Origin of the sequence: Eggerthella sp. BIOML-A1, from assembly GCF_009875595.1 — a bacterium.
GTDB classification, from domain to species: domain Bacteria; phylum Actinomycetota; class Coriobacteriia; order Coriobacteriales; family Eggerthellaceae; genus Eggerthella; species Eggerthella lenta.
In genome coordinates this window covers 337,516-353,623 of record NZ_WWRZ01000004.1, presented here as the reverse complement: position 1 = coordinate 353,623, position 16,108 = coordinate 337,516, and the positions used below count along the sequence as shown (strand labels likewise).

The window sequence follows — 16,108 nt, the reverse complement described above, 5'->3', positions numbered from 1 at the left end:
TCGAGCGCGCGTCCGGTTTCGCCCGAACGTGCAGTCGTGGATCGAAAAAGATCGCATGACAGTGTAGCGCACTTGCTCTCGTTTGACGGCAAGAACGCCATGCCGAGCGGTAATAGAACCCAAAAAAGGGGCCGCTCGACGCCGAGCGGCCCCGTCCGCGCGAAGCGAGAGGCTTACGCTTCCTTGGACACGCCCTTGAAGAAGGCGACGCCCGTCGGATGGTAGTAGAAGTCCTTGACCTTCGGGTTGATGCCCAGCAGGTTCTTGGAGTGGGAGATCAGCACCCACGGCTGCTTCTCGGCAACCATTTCCTCGCACTTGAGGTAGATGGCGTCGCGTTCATCGCCGTCGGGCGTGTCGACGCCCTGAGCGATGAGGGCCTTGTACTCGTCGTCCTGGAAGTGCGCCACGTTCATGGACCAGTTCGTGTCGGCCAAGAGGTTCATGAAGTTGTCCGGATCGCCGTTGTCGCCCGTCCAGCCATAGAAGCAGATATCGTAGGGATCGGTCTGCACCTTGGTCTTGTAGGTGGTCCAGTCGTACTCGGTGATGCTCACGTCGACGCCTACCTCGGACAGGTAACCTTGGATCATGTTGGCCAGCTGGCTGCCGCCCTTCTGGTTGTAGGGGCGCGCGGTGGTGTACGTGATGCACTGCAGCGAGGTGATGCCCTTGTCGGCCAGGGTCTTCTTGGCGGCCTCGGGGTCGTACGCCGTCTGCTTGACATCCTTGGCGTACGGAGCCATCCAGGTGGGCATGACCGAGTTGGCAACGGTGGCGTAATCGCCGTAGATGGCCTGCACCATCTCTTCGACGTTGATGGCCTGGGCGACGGCCTTGCGCACTTCCTGATCGGTGCACTGGCCGGTCTCGGTGTTGAACGCCATGTAGTTGATGGTCATGCCGTCCTCGGAGAACAGCTCGAAGCCGTTGCTGGTCACCTGGTCGGCCGACGAGGGGTCGACGCTCGAGATGATGTCGCACTCGCCGTTCATGAGCGAGGTCAGGCGCGTGTTGCCCTCGGCGATGATCTTGAACACGAGGTTCTTGACCTTCGGGGCTTCTCCCCAGTACTCGTCGTTAGCCACGAGGGTGACCGAAGCGCCCTTCGTCCAGTCGACGAACTTGTAGGGACCCGTGCCCTTGGGCTCGGCGATGGGCTGGCCGGGGGTAGCGGCATCGATTGCCGCAGGGGACACGATGGGGGAGGCCAGCGCCATGGCCAGGTTCTTCAGGAACGGGGTGGACGCGGCGCGCAGGGTGATCTTCACGGTGGTGGGATCGACGGCCTCGACGGTTTCGACGCCGTTGCCCGCCTCCTTCTCGCCGAACACGAACGACGCGTAGGGCATGTCGGAGTTGCGGTTGGGCTCGAGCTGGCGCTCGATGGACTTCTTCACGGCTTCCGCGTTGAACTCGGCGCCGTCGTGGAACTTGACGCCTTCGCGCAGCTTGATGGTGTACACCTTGCCGTCGTCCGAGATCTCGGGCAGATCGACTGCCAGGCACGGGGCGACCTTCGCATCCTTGGCGCCGTACTGGTACAGGCCCTCGTGGATGTTGCAGCTGACCACTGCGGACTCGCCGTCGTCGAAGTACGCCGGGTCGAGCGCGCGCGGATCGGCCGTAAGGCTGTACGTGATGGCGTCGGCCGCGCCGCCGCCCGTCGTGTCGCCGCCGCTCGCAGCCGGCGCGCTCGTGTCGCCGCCGCTGCAGCCCGCCATGCTCACCAGGCCGAAACCTGCGGCAGACACGCCGAGCAGCTCGACGAACTGGCGTCTGCTGAACGTGTTCTTGCTTTCTTCCATTTGTCGTTCTCCTTCCCTCGCACCCCGCGTCGAACGGGGCCCTCCAGCGAGTCGTGCGACTTTGCTGACGCTTTCGCGCATGCTAGCAAAAAAGCGTATCAACATACTCTAGTGCAATAAAGCACTGTGCACCAGGTAATTTACCCCATGGAAACAAATATCGGCCGTCTGCGGCGCGAAAAACCGCCCAAAGGCGCCTGCGGCAGCGCAACAGGCGGGCGCGAGCGGCACGATTATCGGCGCATTCGGGCCAAAATCGCGTTTTGCATTTCGCTGCGCGGCGCGCTATACTGGCGGGCGTACCCGGAAACCGAGCATGAAAGGCTCCCCTTTGCAACCTGTCGCCAACATCGTTTGCGCTGCCAGCGTCCTCGCGACGCCGGGTATCGGCGCATGGTGGTGGAGCAGAACGCATTAATCCCGGGTCCCCTGGCTTCTGTTCACGCACACATACTTGTCAGAAGAGCCCTCGGAGATCCGGGGGCTCTTTTCGTGCGAGCTGCACGAACCGAAGCCGACTGCGAACATCCGCGGCGGGCAAGCCGCGGGACCGACCGATTGGAAAGGAAACGACCATGACCGAACAAGCACCGCATCGTCTGTACCTGCGCGAAGACCAGATCCCGACGCAGTGGTACAACCTGCGGGCCGACATGCCGGAGAAGCCGGAGCCCATCCGGCTGCCGAACGGCCAGGTCGCGGCACCTGAGGATCTGGCACCTGTGTTCTGCGACGAGCTGGTGCGCCAGGAGCTGGACGACGACACGGCCTACGTCGACATCCCCGAACCGGTGTTGGAGATGTACCGCATCTACCGCCCGTCGCCCTTGTGCCGCGCGTACAACCTGGAGAAGGCCCTCGGCACGCCCGCCAAGATCTACTACAAGTTCGAAGGCAACAACACGTCCGGCTCGCACAAGCTGAACTCTGCCATCGCCCAGGCTTATTACGCGAAGGCCCAGGATCTCGACGGCATCACCACCGAGACGGGTGCGGGCCAGTGGGGCACGGCGCTCGCCGAGGCGTCGGCGCATTTCGGGCTCAATCTGGACGTGTTCATGGTGAAGTGCTCCTACGAGCAGAAGCCGTTCCGCCGCAACATCATGGAGACGTTCGATGCGCACGTGACGCCCTCGCCGTCCGATACCACCGAGATCGGCCGCAAGATGCTCGCCGAGCATCCCGACTCCTCGGGCTCGCTGGGCACGGCCATCTCCGAGGCCGTGGAACGCGCGCTCAACATTCCCGGCAACAAGGGCCGCTACACGCTGGGGTCGGTGCTCAACCAGGTGGTGCTGCACCAGTCGGTCATCGGCTTGGAGAGCTACGCTGCCTTCGAGGAGCTGGGCGAGTACCCCGACGTGGTCATCGGCTGCGCGGGCGGCGGCTCGAACCTGGCCGGCCTCGTGGCTCCCTTCATGCGCGACAAGATCAAGGGCGTGCGTCCCGACACGCGCTTCGTGGCCGTCGAGCCCGCCAGCTGCCCCTCGCTCACGCGCGGGCGCTACGCCTACGATTTCGCCGACACGGGCCGCACCTGCCCGATGGCCAAGATGTACACGCTGGGCAACGGCTTCCTGCCCAGCCCCGACCACGCCGGCGGCTTGCGCTACCACGGCATGAGCCCCATCGTGTCGAAGCTGAAGCACGACGGCTACATGGATGCCGTCGCCGTGAAGCAGACCGACGTGTTCGCCGCCGCCGTCGAGTTCGCGCGCCTCGAAACCATCCTGCCGGCCCCCGAGAGCGCGCACGCCATCTTCCAGGCCATGGAGGAGGCTCGCCGCTGTGCCGAGACGGGCGAGGAGAAGACGATTCTGTTCGGCCTCACGGGCACGGGGTATTTCGATATGAAAGCCTACGACGCCTACAACCGCGGCGAGATGAGCGACCATGTTCCCACCGACGAGGAGCTGGAGGTCGGCTTCGCCAGCATCCCGCACATCGAGGGCGTGCAGTAGGCGCGCGCCCTGCGGGCTTCGGGTTCCGCAGCCTATGCGTTGCGGGACCCGGGTGCTACTATGGTTCCATGAGCCTTTTCCAAGCCGAGGACATAACCGTCTCCTACCTGCGCGCCGGCGTGCGCACGACGTTGTTGTCGGGCGCGAGCTTTTCGCTCGAAGCCGGCGGCGTGTACGACCTCGTGGGGCCGTCCGGGTCGGGGAAGTCCACGCTTTTGCGCGTGTGTGCCCGCATGCTGGCGCGCGACGGCGGGGAGCTGTTCTTGGACGGCGCGCCGTCCTCCTCGTTCGAGCCGGTGCAATGGCGCCGCCGCGTGTGCCTTGTGCCGCAGCAGCCGGCGCTCGTCGGCGGCACCGTGCGCGACAACCTGCTGCTTCCCTGGACGCTTTCCGTGAACGCGGGCTCGGCGCCGCCGGCCGACGGCGATTTCGAGCGCCTGCTGGAGGCGGCGGACTTGCACGACGTGGAGCTCGGCCGCAACGCGGCGCAGCTCTCGGGCGGCCAAGCCGCGCGCGTCGCGCTGCTGCGCGCGTTCGCCACGCGGCCCCGGGTGCTGCTGCTCGACGAGGTGGACGCCGCGCTCGACGACGAGTCGGCTCGCGCGGTGGGGCGCCTGACCAAATCGCTCGTCGACGATCGCATGGCCTGTCTGCGCATCCGACACCGCGCTGCCGACGGCGTGGCCTGCGGCACCTTCTCGCTGCGCGACGGGGCGCTGTCGTACGCGTCGCGCGCCGACGCCGACGGGGAAGGGACGCGCTCGTGAGCGGGGGCGTCGTCGACATCGGCTACGTCGAGCTGTTCTCCGCGAGCGCGCTCATGCTGGTGGCCGGGCTCGTGTCGTGGAAGTTGGAGCTCGGCCAGACGAGGCGCATCGTCGTGTCGTCGGTGCGCTGCTTCATGCAGCTTTTGGCCGCGGGGTTCCTGCTGACGTACCTGTTCGAGTTCCAAACCTGGTGGCTCGTCGCGCTCGTGCTGGCCGCCATGGTGATAGCCGCCACCCAGATAGCCGTGTCGCGGGTGAAGAGCCGCATACCCGGGCTCGTCCCCTCCGTGTTCGTGTCGCTGTTCGTGTCGTCGTTGGTCGTCGGGTTCATCGTGGTGGAGGGCGTCGTGCACGCCGACCCGTGGTTCAACGCGCGGCAGGTGGTTCCCATCGTGGGCATGATCATGGGAAACGCCATGGCCGCCGTGGCGGTGGCTATCGACAGGTTGTTTTCGGACCTCGATGCGCGCGCAAGCGAGATGTTCTCTCTCACGGCCTTGGGCGCCACGCCGCGCGAGGCCGCCGCGCCTTCGCTCAAGGCCGCCATCGGGGCGGGCATGACGCCCGTGCTGGCGAACATGTCGGCGGCGGGCATCGTGACGTTCCCCGGCATGATGACCGGCCAGCTGCTGGCGGGAGCCGATCCTCTGTCGGCGGCGAAGTACCAGATCGTCGTCATGCTCATGCTGTCGGCCGCCAACACCGTCGCCATCGTGACGGCCTGCTTCATGACGTACCGCAAGCGCTTCGCGCCCGATGGATATTATTTGGACGAGGGCATACGCTAGGATAATCATCTATAATCGCATTGACGTGAAAGGACGATCCGTGGTTGCAGGCGAACCCAAGTTTTCCCATATTACCGTGACGCCCGACGACGAGGACGACGTCGTCATCCAGGCGGGAGCGCGCCCGACGCGGCCCGCTGATCCCGCCCCCGCATCGCCGTGCGAAGAGGAGCCGGCGCCCGAGCCCGAGCCCGCTGCGGCGAACGGCTCCTCGACCGACGAGGACGCGCGGCCGAAGCGCGAGAAGGCCGTGAACGAGGGCTATCGGGAAACCACGATGGACGATCTCAAAGCTGCCCCGATGCCGCTTGCGCAGAAGGTTGTGCTTGCGCTCGCCGCGGTGGGCGTGGTCGCGATCGTCGCGTGGTACCTGTTCTTGCGCTAGCGCCCCCGTTCCACCTGTCAGGAAGGTTCAACGATGCCCAAACATGCTCCCAACGTACCCAAAGGCACCCCCTCCGACCGCTCCGACGAGCGCATCGGCCTCACCGAGGCCTTCTCGCCCGTGGGCGACGCGCAGGCGCCCGTCGACGGATCGGACGAGCGCATCGGCTTGACCGAGGCGTTCTCCCCGGTGGGCGACGGCGCGCATGCCGGCGGTTTCAGCTACCGGGGCGACAACGACGACGAGTACCCTGATGCCATCGAGGCTCTTGAGCCGGTTGACGCTCCTCCGCTCCTGTTCGGCGACGATACCGTAGCCGCGGAGCCCGAGGAGCCCCAGGGGCGTCACGGAAAGCAGAAGAAGGAAAAGAAGCAGAAGCAGCAGATCCCCGCCTATCAGCGCAAATCGCGGCGCATGCGCCGCGTGCTCATCGCCATCGTGGTGCTGCTGATCCTGTTGATCGGCGCGCTGGGATACTTCGCATGGCAGTGGTTCGAGGAAAGCCAGCTGATCGCGACGCAGCAGACCCAAGAGCAGCAGAGCTCGCAGGAAGTGGGTTCCATGCAGACCGACGAAACGAAGGACGCCACCACCGCCACCGCTAAGAAGACGGACGTTCCTAACCTGGCCGCCGTGCTGGGCATGACGAAGGATGAGGCCATCGCCGCGCTCAAGCACGGCGCCACCGAGACGACCTCGAAGGAAGTGAACGAAGAGGGCAATCCCGTTAAGACGAACGTGACGGTGGCCCTTACCGACGAGCCGGCCGACACGCGCTCCGGCACGCCGACGGTGTACCTCGGTCTCAACGAGGACGGTGCGGTCGTGCAGGCGGGCTACTCCGCGGCCACCGCGTCGCTGGGCTACGGCTCGCTCAGTTTCGTCGACGCGGTGAAGAACGAGGGCATCATCGAGAAGACGCTGCAGGAGGCAGGCGTCAATGTGCCTGCGGGCTCGGCGCAGCTTCCCGCCGACAAAACCGAATACTCCGAATACGCGAGCGACGGCACCACGCTCGTCAAGGAATCGTACTCGTTCTCCGGCACGGTCGATCTGAACGGAGCCGCGCACGAATGGTCGGCGCTGCTGCTGTACAACTACTCTACGGCGAACACGTCGGGCAACCTCGCCGACACCATCCGCATCGTATACGTGTACGTCAACGCGTAACAGGGTTCCGTCAGCCTGGCGGCCGGCGGAACGGGTTGACGCCACGACCAGCCTCGCTGACTTACTGCGCCAACCTGCACGCTTTTCGCCCATTGACCGCTCGATACGTTGCGGGTAGAGTTTGCTGCAGGGCGATAACCGACGAAAGAGGGGCATCCATGATCGATCGGGGCACGTGCAAGGCCATGCTGCGCGAGAGCGCGCGGCTCATGCTGGAGCAGGCCGACCGCTTGAGCGACATCGACTCGAAGTTCGGCGACGGCGACCACGGCATCACCATCACGAAGATCGCCAAGCTCATGGACGAGCGCGCCGAGGCATGGGACGAGGAATCGATCAAGGACTTCCTCGACGACCTGGGTATGGCCGCCATGGCCGTGCGGGGCGGCTCGGCCGGCCCGTTGTACGGCACGATGATCGGCGGTTTGGGCGCGCGCCTCGGAGACGACGAGAACGAGCTGTCCGCCGATGCCGCGCGCCGCATGTTCGCAGGCTGCCTGGCCGAGGTGCAGGACATCACGAACGCTCAAGTAGGTGACAAGACCATGATGGACGCCTTGATCCCCGCTGTGGAAGCCGCGCAGGCGTGCGACGCCGCAGACGACGACGCGGCCGCCGTGTTCGCCGCCGCGGCCGAGGGGGCCGAAGCGGGCGCGCGGGCGTCAGAGGGCTTCGCCTCGAAGTTCGGCCGCGCGCGCAGTTACGGCGACGCCACCATCGGCACGCCCGACGCGGGAGCCGTGTCGACCTCGCTGTTCTTGCGCGGGCTTGCAACGGGAGCCGCGCATCATTAGGCAATCGGGCCTGCCGCGTCGTGCGGCAGGCCTTTCTTTTCCGGCTGTCAAACGACTGAGGAGGAGCACCATGCAGATGAAGAAGTTCATCAACGATCCCGAGAACCTCACCGCCGAGCTGTTGGAGGGCCTGGCCCTGGCCAATCCCGACATCCTCGAGCTGGGCGAGGACAACATGGTGATCAACAAGAAGCTGGCCGAGGCCGATCGCGTCACCATCGTCACGCAGGGCGGCAGCGGCCACGAGCCGGCCATCGAGGGCTTCGTGGGCGAGGGCATGGTGGACATCGACGTGGTGGGCGACATCTTCGCCGCGCCCGGTCCGCAGGCCTGCGTCGACGCCATCAAGCTGGCCGACAAGGGCAAGGGCGTGCTCTACATCGTGCTCAACCACGCCGGCGACATGCTGACGGGCAACATGACCATGAAGCAGTGCAAGAAGCAGGGCCTCAACGTAGTCAAGGTGGTCACGCAGGAGGACGTGTGGAACGCTCCGCGCGAGAACGCCGACGACCGCCGCGGCCTGGTGGGCTGCATCCCCACGTACAAGATCGCCGGCGCAGCGGCCGCCGAGGGCAGAAGCCTCGAAGAGGTCGCCGCCGTCGCGCAGCGCTTCGCCGACAACATGGCGACCCTGGCCGTGGCCGTGCGCGGCGCCACGCACCCGCAGACGGGCACGCTTCTGGCCGAGCTCGGTGACGACGAGATGGAAATCGGCATGGGGCAGCACGGCGAGGAGGGCGGCGGCCGCCAGCCCATGAAGTCCGCCGACGAGACGGCCGCCATCATGGTGAACGCTCTGGCGAAGGACATCGGCATTCAGCCGGGCGAGAAGGTCATGCTCATCGTGAACGGCTCGGGCGCCACCACGCTCATGGAGCAGCTCATCGTGTACCGAGCCGCGGTCAAGGAGCTGGCGAAGCAGGACATCGAAGTGGTCGCGAACTTCGTCGGCGAGATGCTGACCGTGCAGGAGCAGGCCGGTTTCCAGATGTTCATGGTGCGCATGGACGACGAGCTGCTGCGTCTGTGGAACGCGCCCTGCAACACGCCGTACCTGAAGAAGTAGGAGGAGGGTCATGCTCGCTTCCCTGAGCTCCGTCCTCGCCTGGGCGGAAGAGAACGGCTGCGCGGCGGCGGCCTTCGACACGCCGAACCTGGAGCTTCTGCTCGCAGCCATCGGCGCGGCCGAGCATCGCGACGAGCCCGTCATCATCCAGCACGCCCAGCTGCACGAGGAGGAGACGTCCATCGACGTGATCGGCCCCATCATGGTGGCGCGCGCCGAGGCTTCGCGCGTGCCCGTGTGCGTGATGCTCGACCACGGCGAGGATATGAACTACGTGCGCCGCGCGCTCGACCTGGGGTTCTCGGCCGTCATGATCGACGGCTCGCAGCTGCCCTACGAGGAGAACGTGGCGCTGACGCTGGGCGCCGTGGAGCTGGCGCGCGAGTACGGAGCCGACGTGGAGGCGGAGATCGGCTTCACGACGGGCCACGAGGGGCTGGAGATGTCCGATGACGATCGGGAGAACGTCTACACCGACCCCGACGAGGCGGCGCGCTTCGTGGCCGACACGGGCATCGACGCGCTCGCGGCGTCCGTGGGCACGGTGCACGGCTTCTACCAAGCCCAGCCCAAGCTCGACTTCAAGCTGATCGAGGAGCTGCGCATCCGCTGCGGCGTGCCGCTCGTCATGCACGGGGGCAGCGGCCTGTCGCGCGAGGACACGCGTGCGGCCATCCGCGCCGGCATCCGCAAGATCAACTACTTTAGCTACATGAGCAACGCGGGCGTGCGCGCCGTCGAGGCGCTCATCGCCGAGAAGCACCCGAAGTACTTCCACGCCCTGGCCAACGCCGCCACCGCCGCCATGCAGGCCGACGCGGAAGCCGCCATGGACATGTTCAGTATGGTTCCGTCGGCCTGACGGCCGTCGGAACCAGCCGACGCTGCGGCTGGCTGTGGCACCCGATCTTCGCGTGATCCCGGAGACTCGCGTACCAAAGTACGCTTCGCCTCTGCGATCCCACGAATCTCGGGCACCGCAGCCAGCCTCGCTGACTTACTACGCCAACCTGGAGACGAGAGGAGATCGGTATGACCGCAACCTATATGCACATCGGCATCCCCATCACGGAGAAGAAGCCGAACATGATCTACAACGAGGCCATGAAGTTCTGGGTGTCGAACGTCGACGACTACGACTACAAGGTGGAGTACCTCAAGTTCGAGGAGGGCACGCCCTTCCCCGAAGAGCTGCATCGTCGCTGGCACGTGGCCTACGCGGTGGACGATCTGGACCGGTACGTCGACGATGCCGACCGCGTCATCTGCGACCCCATGGACGCGGGTCCCGGTGTGCGTCTGGCCTTCGTCGAGAAGGACGGCGCCGTGATCGAGCTCTACGAGGACAAGAACTAGCGATTGGCGGTTGAGCGCGGCCCCGAAGACGGGGCCGCCGCTTTTCCGGATCGGCTTGACGGCGAAACCCCCGATCCGCGGCAGGAATCGATCGGTTTGGTAATCCCGCAGATTCGCTTTGTTTTACGCTTTGAACATGCGACCTGGAAAAACGCCTTCGATCACGCTCGGCAGACCCGAAACGCCGCGGCCGGATCCTCTCCAAGATTACCAAACCGGTCGATTATTGCCGTTCGACGACGTTCCCGCTTCCTGGCTGATTCTTACTCGGCCTTTTCGACCTGGCGGATCAGCTGGACGCGCTCGGGGGTGATGGTGGGGATGCGCACGAACATGAGATACAGCAAAAACGCGCTGACGCATCCGAGGATAGCCCAGACGAGGGGCTTCTGCACGAACCAGGCGGACAGGCCCATGAGCGTGAACGACACGGCCAGGATGCGCACCTTCGTGCCGAGCGGGATGCCTCCGGCTTCTTTGAACGCGGCGACGTAGGTGCGGTACACCCGGGTCGAGATGATCCAGGCGTGGCAGCGCGGCGAGGATTTCGCGAACAGGAACGTCGCGAGCAGCAGCAGCGGGGTGGTGGGCAGCACGGGCACGAACACGCCGATGCAGCCGATGATGCAGGCCGTCCAAGCGCCGGCGAGCATGAGGTAACGAACGATGCGATTCATGACGTCCTTTCCGTCGCGTAAGGCGGTACAGGCTGCAGCCAGTATACCGAAGAGGCTCGCATCGCGATCGTGCGATCGTCGGAACATGGGAAATTAACGGGTTTTGCCCACCTTGCTGAAGATGCGGATCCAAAACCCGGACGAAAAACCCTCATGATTTTCTTGCATCTTAAAAATCCCGTGCTACAATAAGCAAGTTGTTTGTTCAAGCGAGGGGAGACCCTCCACCTGGTTCGGCGCTTTGGCTGCTGATGGGTCGCTCGAATACCGGCTACAAAGCCTGAATACGAATGCGAAACCCGTATGCTCCCAAAGCTACGGGTTTTTATTATGGCGCGGAAGCGCGATGGATTGGGAGGTGAGCGCGATAGCTGCTCAGGAGCCTCGGCTCAACGAAGAGATCACGGTTCGCGAATGCCGTTTGATCGGCTTCGATGGCGAACAGATGGGTATTTACGTGACGGCGGAAGCCCAGCGGGTGGCCGACAACCAGGGGCTCGACCTCGTGGAAATCGCGCCGAACGCGGAACCGCCCGTGTGCCGCATCATGGATTACGGCAAGTTCAAGTACGACCAGGCCATCAAGGCCAAGCAGGCTCGCAAGAACCAGAGCAAGGTCGAAACGAAGGAAATGAAGTTCCGGCCGAAGATCGACGTGGGCGACTACACGACGAAGAAGAAGCACGTCATGCGCTTCCTCGAAGCCGGCAACAAGGTGAAGATCACCATCATGTTCCGCGGTCGCGAAATGGCGCACCCGGAGCTGGGTCTCACCATCCTGGAGCGTCTGGCCGACGACCTGAAGGACGAAGCGGTCATCGAGAACCAGCCCAAGATGGAAGGCCGCAACATGCACATGCTCATCGCCCCGCTGCCTGCGGCAGTCGCGGCGAAGAAAAAGAAAGAGAACGAGAAGAAAGAAGAAGGGAACGACCATGCCTAAGATGAAGACTCATCGCGGCACCGCGAAGCGATTCCGCGTTACCGGTTCCGGCAAGATCATGCGCTCGAAGGCGTTCAAGAGCCACATCATGACGAAGAAGAGCCAGAAGCGCAAGCGCAACTTCCGCCATGAAACCGAAGTGGCCACGGCTGACCAGAAGGTCATCGCCCGTAACCTCGGCCTCCGCTAATCGAAAAGGAACAGTGATAGAACATGCCTCGTGTCAAGCGCGCAGTCAGCGCCCATAAGAAGCGTCGTACCGTCCTCAATCGCGCCAAGGGCTACTACGGTGCGAAGTCCCGTTCTTACCGTGCCGCGAAGGAGCAGGTGCAGCATTCGCTCCAGTACATGTACCGCGACCGCCGCAACAAGAAGCGCGAGATCCGCCGTCTGTGGATCACCCGCATCAACGCGGCCGCCCGCATCAACGGTATGAGCTACTCGGTGCTCATGAACGGCCTCAAGAAGGCAGGCGTGCAGCTGGACCGCAAGGTGCTGTCCGACATGGCCATCAACGATCCCGCGGCGTTCACCGCCATCACCGAGGTCGCCAAGAAGGCTCTGTAGGCTTCGCGTCTATGCAAAAACAGCGCCCCGTCGGATAAGCCGGCGGGGCGCTTTCGTTAGGGGAGGATTTTCCTGCCGGCTTTCCTGCTACGACTCGATGGCTCCGAGGACTTCTTCGTCGTTATGCCATTCGTCCGTGCCGATGAGAGTGTGGGCGAGATACGCCTCGGCTGCATCTCGGGCGCTTCCTGCTTGGTTGGACACTACTTCGATATCGGCTGCTTGCAGCGCTTCCACGGCGTCGCGCTCGATGATGCCGGTGATGACCGCCGTCACATCGAGCTCGCGCAGCACCGCGGCGATGCGGGCAGGGGTCTGATGAGGGTTCGGCATGTTCTGGCACTCGACGATGATGCCCCGTTCGATCCTATAGCAGGTGAAGCTTGCGCAATGTCCGAAATAGGGAGATACGGCCAGTCCTTCGCTCGCCACCGCTATTCTCATGTGATTCCTTTCGTCGCTTCGTGGAAATAACGATACCGCGCTTGGCCGATTGTGTATCCGCTCTTTCGCTCAACGGGGATAAATAGTAAGCTGAACGACATGGATACCGAACCTCTGCAGAGCATCGACGTTGCGATCGTGGGAGCCGGCGTTGCCGGCGCGACGACGGCGCGTGCATTGGCGCGCTGGCGTCTGAACGTCGTGGTGCTTGAGGCAGGCAACGATGTGGCCTGCGGCGCGACGCGAGCGAACTCTGGCATCGTGCATGCCGGCTACGACCCTTTGCCTGGAACGCTCAAGGCTCGCTTCAACGCGGCCGGGTCCAAGCTGTTTCCGCAATGGGCCGACGAGCTGGGATTCTCCTACGTCCGCAACGGCTCGCTCGTGCTCGCGTTCTCCGATGAGGAGCTGGCCAGCATACGGCGCCTCGTGGCGCGCGCGGCGGAGAACGGCGTGGAAGGCGTGCGCGAGCTGGACGCCGCCGAAGTGCGCGCGCTCGAACCGCATGCGAGCCCGCACGTGCGCGGCGGCCTGCTGGCCGAGACGGGCGCCATTTGCGACCCGTACGAGGTTGCCCTGTTCTCGGCAGAGCAGGCGGCGCTGCACGGCACGGCGTTCCGCTTCAACGAGCGCGTCGTGTCCGTCGAGCGCCTGGCCGCGGGCTCGCCCTCGTCCGCGCGCTATCTGCTGTCCACCTCGACAGGCGCGCGGTACGCGGCGCGCGCGGTGGTGAACGCCGCCGGCGTGTTCGCCGACGAGCTGAACAATGCCGTGAGCGCGCATCGCCTGCGCATCGCGGCGCGGCGCGGCGAGTACTGCCTGTACGATTCCGAGTACGGCCCGCTGTTCTCGCATACCGTGTTTCAGGCGCCGTCGTCAGCGGGCAAGGGCGTGCTCGTGACGCCCACCGTGCACGGCAACCTGCTGGTGGGGCCGAACGCCGTGGAGCAGGCGAGCAAGACCGACCTGTCCACGAGCGCGGAGGGGCTGCGCTTCGTGCTGGACGCCGCGAAGAAGACGTGGCCCGACGCCGGCGCGCGCGGCATGATCGCGAACTTCGCAGGGCTGCGCGCCTCGAACGCCGACGGCGACGACTTCGTCATCGGCGAACCGGACGACGCGCCCGGGTTCTTCAACATCGCCTGCTTCGACTCGCCGGGGCTCACCTCGGCTCCGGCCGTAGCCGAGCACGTGGCGCAGGCGGTGGCGGAACAGCTGGGCGCGGAGGCGAACGGGGAATTCCAGGCGAGTCGCGAGCGCTGCAAGCCGTTCGCCGAGCGCGACGAGGCCGAGCGTGCGCGCGCCATCGAGGCCGACCCGCGGTGGGGGCACATCGTGTGCCGCTGCTGCGAGGTGACCGAGGCCGAGATCGTGGCCGCGCTGCACGCTCCGCTGCCCGTGCTGTCGCTCGACGCGCTGAAGTGGCGCACGCGCGCGATGATGGGGCGCTGCCACGGCGGGTTCTGCTCGCCGGAGATCGCGCGCATCGTGGCGCGCGAGACGGGCGTGGCGCCCGACGTGCTGGACAAGCGCCTGCCGGGATCGCCCGTGGTGGCCGCTTCGCGCCCCGATTACGCGGAGCTGGCGCGCAAGGGCGAGCGGTCGGAGGCGCAGGACGCGGAGCGCGAGCGCGCGCATGTCTACGACGTGGCGGTGGCGGGCGGCGGGGCAGCCGGCATCGCCGCAGCCCAGGCGGCCGCGCAGCAGGGCGCGCGCGTGCTTTTGCTCGACCGCGAGGAGAAGCTGGGCGGCATCCTCAAGCAGTGCGTGCACAACGGGTTCGGGCTGCACCGCTTCGGCGTGGAGCTGACGGGTCCCGAGTACGCGCAGCGCGAGATCGACGCGCTTGCGGACGCGGGCTCGGTGGACGTGCTGGCGGGTGCCAGCGTGACGTCCGTCGATCCGGGGCGCCCGGACGACGGAGCGCCGCTCACGGTGCACGCGGTGGACGCGCGCGGCGCGCATGCCATCGCGGCGCGCGCCGTGGTGCTGGCCACCGGCTCGCGCGAGCGCGGGCTGGGCGCGCTCAACCTGGCGGGCTCGCGTCCGTCGGGCGTGTTCTCGGCGGGCAGCGCGCAGAACTTCATGAACCTCCAAGGGTGCCTGCCCGGACGTCGCGCGGTGATCCTCGGGTCGGGAGACATCGGGCTGATCATGGCGCGCCGTTTGGCGTCGCAGGGGGCCGAGGTGGTGGGCGTGCACGAGCTGATGCCGCATCCGTCCGGTCTGCGTCGCAACGTGGTGCAGTGCCTGGACGACTTCGGCATCCCGCTGCACCTCAGCTCCACGGTGACGCGGCTGGAAGGGGAGGGTCGCCTGAGCGCGGTGTACGTGTCGCAGGTGGATCCCGAGACGATCCAGGTGATCCCCGGCACCGAGCAGCGCATCGCGTGCGACACGCTGCTGCTGTCGGTGGGCCTCGTGCCCGAGAACGAGGTGGCGAAGTCGGCCGGGGTGGGGCTCGATCCCGTCACCGGCGGAGCGCGGGTGGACAACCGTTTGGCTACCGACGTTCCCGGCGTGTTCGCCTGCGGCAACGCGCTGCACGTGCACGATCTGGTGGACCATGCGTCGCAAGAGGGCGAGCGCGCGGGCGCCGCCGCGGCCGCTTATGCGCGGCAGGCGGCCTCGGGCGCCTCGGCCGCGCGCGATGCGCATGTCGCCGTTCCCGTGATGGCGGGCGAGGACGTGCGCTACGTGGTGCCGCAGAGCATCGACGCCGCCACGCCGCCCGACGAGAAGCTCATGCTGTCGCTGCGCGTCGCGCGCACGGTGAACGAGCCGCGCTTCGTGGTGGAGGGGATCGACGAAGCCGGCCGGGTGCGCGAGCTGAAGCGCGCGAAGACGATGATCGCCGTGCCCGCCGAGATGGTGCTCGTCGTCCTGCCCGCGGGCGCCGCGGCGGGGTGCTCGGCCGTGCGCGTGCGCGTCGAGGGCCGCGACGAGGCCGCGCGCGTGGCCGACGAGACCGGCATGGCCGGAGGAGGCGCCGACTGATGCAGTTCGCTACCGACATCGCCGCCTACACGTGCATCTGCTGCCCGCTGGGCTGCCGTATAGAGGTCGCGCTCGACGAGAACGGGCAGGTGAGCGAGGTTTCCGGCTATACCTGCAAGCGCGGGGCCGACTACGCGGCGCAGGAGGCCGTCGCCCCCGAGCGCATGGTGACCGCCGTGCTGTGCGTGTCCGGCTGCCTGGAGCCGGTCAGCGTGAAGACGCAGCGTCCCGTGCCGAAAGCCGCTATGAAGGACGTGCTGGCCGCCGTCGCCGCGCTGCGGCTCGACGCGCCGGTCGCGGCCGGAGACGTGCTGATCGAGGACGTATGCGGCACCGGCGTGGCCGTCGTCGCCACGAAAAGCGTATGCTGAGCGAACGCGAC

The 16,108-nt window shown here is 66.0% G+C and carries 17 protein-coding genes; 14 read left to right on the top strand and 3 right to left on the bottom strand.

Translation table 11 applies throughout. From position 1 onward, the window contains the following. Positions 1-173: 173 nt before the first annotated feature. Positions 174-1,808, bottom strand: a complete 1,635-nt coding sequence (locus tag GT590_RS06840) for an ABC transporter substrate-binding protein (protein WP_009304656.1) — start codon at positions 1,806-1,808, stop codon at positions 174-176. 575 nt (positions 1,809-2,383) lie between these two features. On the opposite strand from GT590_RS06840, the gene GT590_RS06835 reads away from it, so the two are divergent. The 9 genes from GT590_RS06835 to GT590_RS06795 all read left to right on the top strand — a co-directional run bounded on the left by GT590_RS06835 (position 2,384) and on the right by GT590_RS06795 (position 10,098). Further along, complete coding sequence (locus GT590_RS06835; RefSeq protein WP_114518009.1) at positions 2,384-3,769, top strand: TrpB-like pyridoxal phosphate-dependent enzyme; 1,386 nt, start codon at positions 2,384-2,386, stop codon at positions 3,767-3,769. Positions 3,770-3,837: 68 nt separating this feature from the next. Beyond that, positions 3,838-4,536 carry an ATP-binding cassette domain-containing protein gene (locus GT590_RS06830; protein WP_114551248.1) on the top strand — a complete coding sequence of 233 codons (699 nt, stop codon included), beginning with the start codon at positions 3,838-3,840 and terminating at the stop codon, positions 4,534-4,536. Next, positions 4,533-5,324, top strand: a complete 792-nt coding sequence (gene fetB, locus GT590_RS06825; RefSeq protein ID WP_086414669.1) for an iron export ABC transporter permease subunit FetB — start codon at positions 4,533-4,535, stop codon at positions 5,322-5,324. Before GT590_RS06830 ends, fetB begins: the two co-directional genes overlap by 4 nt. A 40-nt stretch (positions 5,325-5,364) precedes the next feature. Beyond that, positions 5,365-5,709, top strand: coding sequence for an SURF2 Surfeit locus protein 2 (locus tag GT590_RS06820; protein ID WP_114518011.1), 345 nt, complete (start codon positions 5,365-5,367; stop codon positions 5,707-5,709). Between the two features lie 33 nt (positions 5,710-5,742). Then, the gene (locus tag GT590_RS06815; RefSeq protein WP_086414668.1) at positions 5,743-6,879 is read left to right on the top strand and encodes a histone-lysine N-methyltransferase; all 1,137 of its coding nucleotides are present in this window, start codon (positions 5,743-5,745) and stop codon (positions 6,877-6,879) included. Positions 6,880-7,037: 158 nt separating this feature from the next. Beyond that, positions 7,038-7,673 (top strand): DAK2 domain-containing protein, encoded by a 636-nt coding sequence (locus tag GT590_RS06810; RefSeq protein WP_156996118.1) that lies wholly within the window; start codon positions 7,038-7,040, stop codon positions 7,671-7,673. A gap of 70 nt (positions 7,674-7,743) precedes the next feature. Next, the gene (locus GT590_RS06805; protein WP_156996119.1) at positions 7,744-8,742 is read left to right on the top strand and encodes a dihydroxyacetone kinase subunit DhaK; all 999 of its coding nucleotides are present in this window, start codon (positions 7,744-7,746) and stop codon (positions 8,740-8,742) included. Between the two features lie 10 nt (positions 8,743-8,752). After that, complete coding sequence (locus GT590_RS06800) at positions 8,753-9,604, top strand: class II fructose-bisphosphate aldolase (RefSeq protein WP_114518014.1); 852 nt, start codon at positions 8,753-8,755, stop codon at positions 9,602-9,604. A gap of 170 nt (positions 9,605-9,774) precedes the next feature. Further along, positions 9,775-10,098: a VOC family protein gene (locus GT590_RS06795; protein ID WP_009304646.1), complete on the top strand. Its 324-nt coding sequence runs from the start codon at positions 9,775-9,777 to the stop codon at positions 10,096-10,098. 263 nt (positions 10,099-10,361) lie between these two features. Here the strand turns inward: GT590_RS06795 and GT590_RS06790 are convergent, their stop codons facing one another. Continuing rightward, on the bottom strand, positions 10,362-10,775 hold the full coding sequence (locus tag GT590_RS06790) for a YbaN family protein (protein ID WP_009304645.1): 414 nt from the start codon (positions 10,773-10,775) through the stop codon (positions 10,362-10,364). 346 nt (positions 10,776-11,121) lie between these two features. Here GT590_RS06790 and infC point away from each other — a divergent pair, with 346 nt between their 5' ends. From infC to rplT, 3 genes are read left to right on the top strand one after another with little or no spacing between them, the layout of a single operon-like run. Next, the gene (gene infC, locus GT590_RS06785; protein WP_009304644.1) at positions 11,122-11,718 is read left to right on the top strand and encodes a translation initiation factor IF-3; all 597 of its coding nucleotides are present in this window, start codon (positions 11,122-11,124) and stop codon (positions 11,716-11,718) included. Then, a complete protein-coding gene (rpmI, locus tag GT590_RS06780) occupies positions 11,711-11,908 on the top strand; it encodes a 50S ribosomal protein L35 (RefSeq protein WP_009304643.1) in 198 nt (65 codons plus the stop codon). The genes infC and rpmI overlap by 8 nt, the downstream gene beginning before the upstream one ends. 23 nt (positions 11,909-11,931) lie before the next feature. Continuing rightward, the gene (gene rplT / locus GT590_RS06775) at positions 11,932-12,285 is read left to right on the top strand and encodes a 50S ribosomal protein L20 (RefSeq protein WP_009304642.1); all 354 of its coding nucleotides are present in this window, start codon (positions 11,932-11,934) and stop codon (positions 12,283-12,285) included. Positions 12,286-12,372: 87 nt separating this feature from the next. On the opposite strand, the gene GT590_RS06770 is transcribed toward rplT, so the two are convergent. After that, the gene (locus GT590_RS06770; RefSeq protein ID WP_009304641.1) at positions 12,373-12,729 is read right to left on the bottom strand and encodes a NifB/NifX family molybdenum-iron cluster-binding protein; all 357 of its coding nucleotides are present in this window, start codon (positions 12,727-12,729) and stop codon (positions 12,373-12,375) included. A gap of 99 nt (positions 12,730-12,828) precedes the next feature. Between GT590_RS06770 and GT590_RS06765 the strand changes: the two genes are divergently transcribed. Both GT590_RS06765 and GT590_RS06760 read left to right on the top strand, forming a co-directional pair. After that, a complete protein-coding gene (locus GT590_RS06765; RefSeq protein WP_009608397.1) occupies positions 12,829-15,726 on the top strand; it encodes an FAD-dependent oxidoreductase in 2,898 nt (965 codons plus the stop codon). Further along, positions 15,726-16,097, top strand: a complete 372-nt coding sequence (locus GT590_RS06760; RefSeq protein ID WP_009304639.1) for a DUF1667 domain-containing protein — start codon at positions 15,726-15,728, stop codon at positions 16,095-16,097. The genes GT590_RS06765 and GT590_RS06760 overlap by 1 nt, the downstream gene beginning before the upstream one ends. Positions 16,098-16,108: the final 11 nt, after the last annotated feature.